The sequence below is a fragment of the Klebsiella sp. MS 92-3 genome, assembly GCF_000195655.1.
Taxonomy (GTDB): Bacteria; Pseudomonadota; Gammaproteobacteria; order Enterobacterales; family Enterobacteriaceae; genus Klebsiella; species Klebsiella pneumoniae.
Genome location: NZ_GL882815.1, coordinates 71,314 through 73,111, shown reverse-complemented (window position 1 = coordinate 73,111; position 1,798 = coordinate 71,314). Strand labels below are relative to the sequence as shown.

General features: G+C 38.7%; 3 protein-coding genes and 1 pseudogene. 3 read left to right on the top strand and 1 reads right to left on the bottom strand.

Features of this window, described 5'->3' with window-relative positions:
* Positions 1 to 185 (bottom strand): annotated as a pseudogene (locus tag HMPREF9538_RS30065) (tautomerase family protein); the annotation flags it as partial.
* Positions 186 to 358: 173 nt separating this feature from the next.
* Here HMPREF9538_RS30065 and HMPREF9538_RS12550 point away from each other — a divergent pair.
* From HMPREF9538_RS12550 to HMPREF9538_RS12560, 3 genes are read left to right on the top strand one after another with little or no spacing between them, the layout of a single operon-like run.
* On the top strand, positions 359 to 1,075 hold the full coding sequence (locus HMPREF9538_RS12550) for a hypothetical protein (RefSeq protein ID WP_009485261.1): 717 nt from the start codon (positions 359 to 361) through the stop codon (positions 1,073 to 1,075).
* 4 nt (positions 1,076 to 1,079) lie between these two features.
* Positions 1,080 to 1,274 carry a hypothetical protein gene (locus HMPREF9538_RS12555; RefSeq protein ID WP_002904612.1) on the top strand — a complete coding sequence of 65 codons (195 nt, stop codon included), beginning with the start codon at positions 1,080 to 1,082 and terminating at the stop codon, positions 1,272 to 1,274.
* Between the two features lie 18 nt (positions 1,275 to 1,292).
* The gene (locus HMPREF9538_RS12560; protein ID WP_009485260.1) at positions 1,293 to 1,775 is read left to right on the top strand and encodes an Hcp family type VI secretion system effector; all 483 of its coding nucleotides are present in this window, start codon (positions 1,293 to 1,295) and stop codon (positions 1,773 to 1,775) included.
* The last annotated feature ends 23 nt before the right edge of the window (positions 1,776 to 1,798 follow it).

Sequence of the window (1,798 nt, the reverse complement as noted above, 5' to 3'; positions counted from 1 at the left end):
CATTCATCCGCCATCTTCCCTGCGCTAAAATTCCAGTCCTCCAGTTGGTAAAACTGGATAACCACCATCACGTCCTGCAGGCTGACCGCCATCTCATCGTCTAACCGCGCGCAGAGCCGACGATAGAGTCCCTGTTTCTGCGCCCGGCTGCGCGGTTTTCCAGCGAAAATATGAAACAATACGAAGTAATAGCTAACCGAGATATTTTAAACCGGGCAGGGGGCGAGGGAATATAAACAAAAGAGTAGAGTCAATATTACTATCAAGGCCATCGTTTTATAAGTATATTGAAAGGCCAGATGATCATGAGAAATATGTGCCGGAACAATGAATGATCTAATAAAGGAAGGATCTAATTATGTATTATAGGAATTTCATCATTACCTCAATCGAGGCGGAGCGTATTCTGGCCATAAAATTTGATGAAGCATTTGCTGGAGTAAAAAAGAATGTTATTGATACACTGAATCAAATGGGAAATGGTATAACCCGTGCTTCGTATTATACTTCCTGCTTAATGGATAATTATCAGGGTGTTTGTTCTAAGTTAAAGCAAGAGGACACAAGATTTATTGCAGGGCTGGCGCAGTTAGTTAAAAGTCGTGATATCATTTTCCAAATGATTAAAATATATATAGAAACCTACTTTCAAAATAAAAAAGAAGAAAAAGCTCAATATATTCTCAAGAAGCTTGTCGGCGCGGGAGTTTACATATCATCTTCAGGATTAACTAATCGTATTTTAATAATGGCAGTAGCAACCATGATTTGCCAGACTTCCAGGTTTAATACTGTTGTATATGGGCGTATCAACAGGGCAAGGTCATTAGTCCTTAAAGGGAGTGTAACTGCTACCGCAGTGGTATTAAACGTGTATGGATTGATTCAGGATGCCGCTAATAGCGCTGACAATTTGAAAATGCATAATTCATTTTATTACAATGCGTTATACGCTAACCATCTGGAGATGATGTACTTTCTCATCGAACCTGTCATCACAGGCGTTCCTTATTTAAATCCGATGATTATTTCTGATGATGAACTTGCTGAATTACTTATTAAATTAATGAGGTGAATGGATGGATTTCTTGAAAAGATGGTTAAAAGAAGAATTCATTCTTTTTTTATGGGGATGGGGTATTGTATTATTAATCATTATATTTAGCATGATTGCAGTCTCTCTTTTTCCTGACATTGCCATTAACTTAATAGGACTTTTTGTTTTATTAATCATTGGGTTTCACGTTGTCGTTTGGTTTAAAGTTAAAAACTGATATGAAAGAGGAGGGGTAATGTCAAATCCAGCATATTTATGGTTAACTGATGAGAATAATTCGCCTATTATAGGTTCTTGCCTGATGCCCACACGCACGGGTTCCATCGAATTGCGCGCAGTGAATCATCATGTTTGGTTACCTACCGATAATAATACAGGAAAGCTGACGGGAACCCGTCTTCATACACCGGTTAAAATTCAAAAAGAGTTTGACAGAACAACACCTTTGTTATTTAGGGCTCTTTGTGAAGGTCGAACATTAAGATCGGCAACGCTAAAAATGTACAGAATAAATGAGGCGGGACTGGAAGTTGAATATTTTAACATAGCGATGGCGAATATTAAGATTACGGCAATCACACCAAATTCACATCCGGCCGGAATGACAAGTACTCACCTTGAAGACATTGATTTCCGTTATGAGACGATCACCTGGATATACACAGAAGGGAACATCATGTATCGTGATTCATGGAACGATCGCTGTTGTGCATGGTAGCAAATGATATAGTGCTGAAACGC

Bases quoted from the DNA above. Each gene is read 5' to 3' on its own strand.
- HMPREF9538_RS12550 (WP_009485261.1), top strand. From the start codon at position 359: ATGTATTATAGGAATTTCATCATTACCTCAATCGAGGCGGAGCGTATT.
- HMPREF9538_RS12555 (WP_002904612.1), top strand. From the start codon at position 1,080: ATGGATTTCTTGAAAAGATGGTTAAAAGAAGAATTCATTCTTTTTTTA.
- HMPREF9538_RS12560 (WP_009485260.1), top strand. From the start codon at position 1,293: ATGTCAAATCCAGCATATTTATGGTTAACTGATGAGAATAATTCGCCT.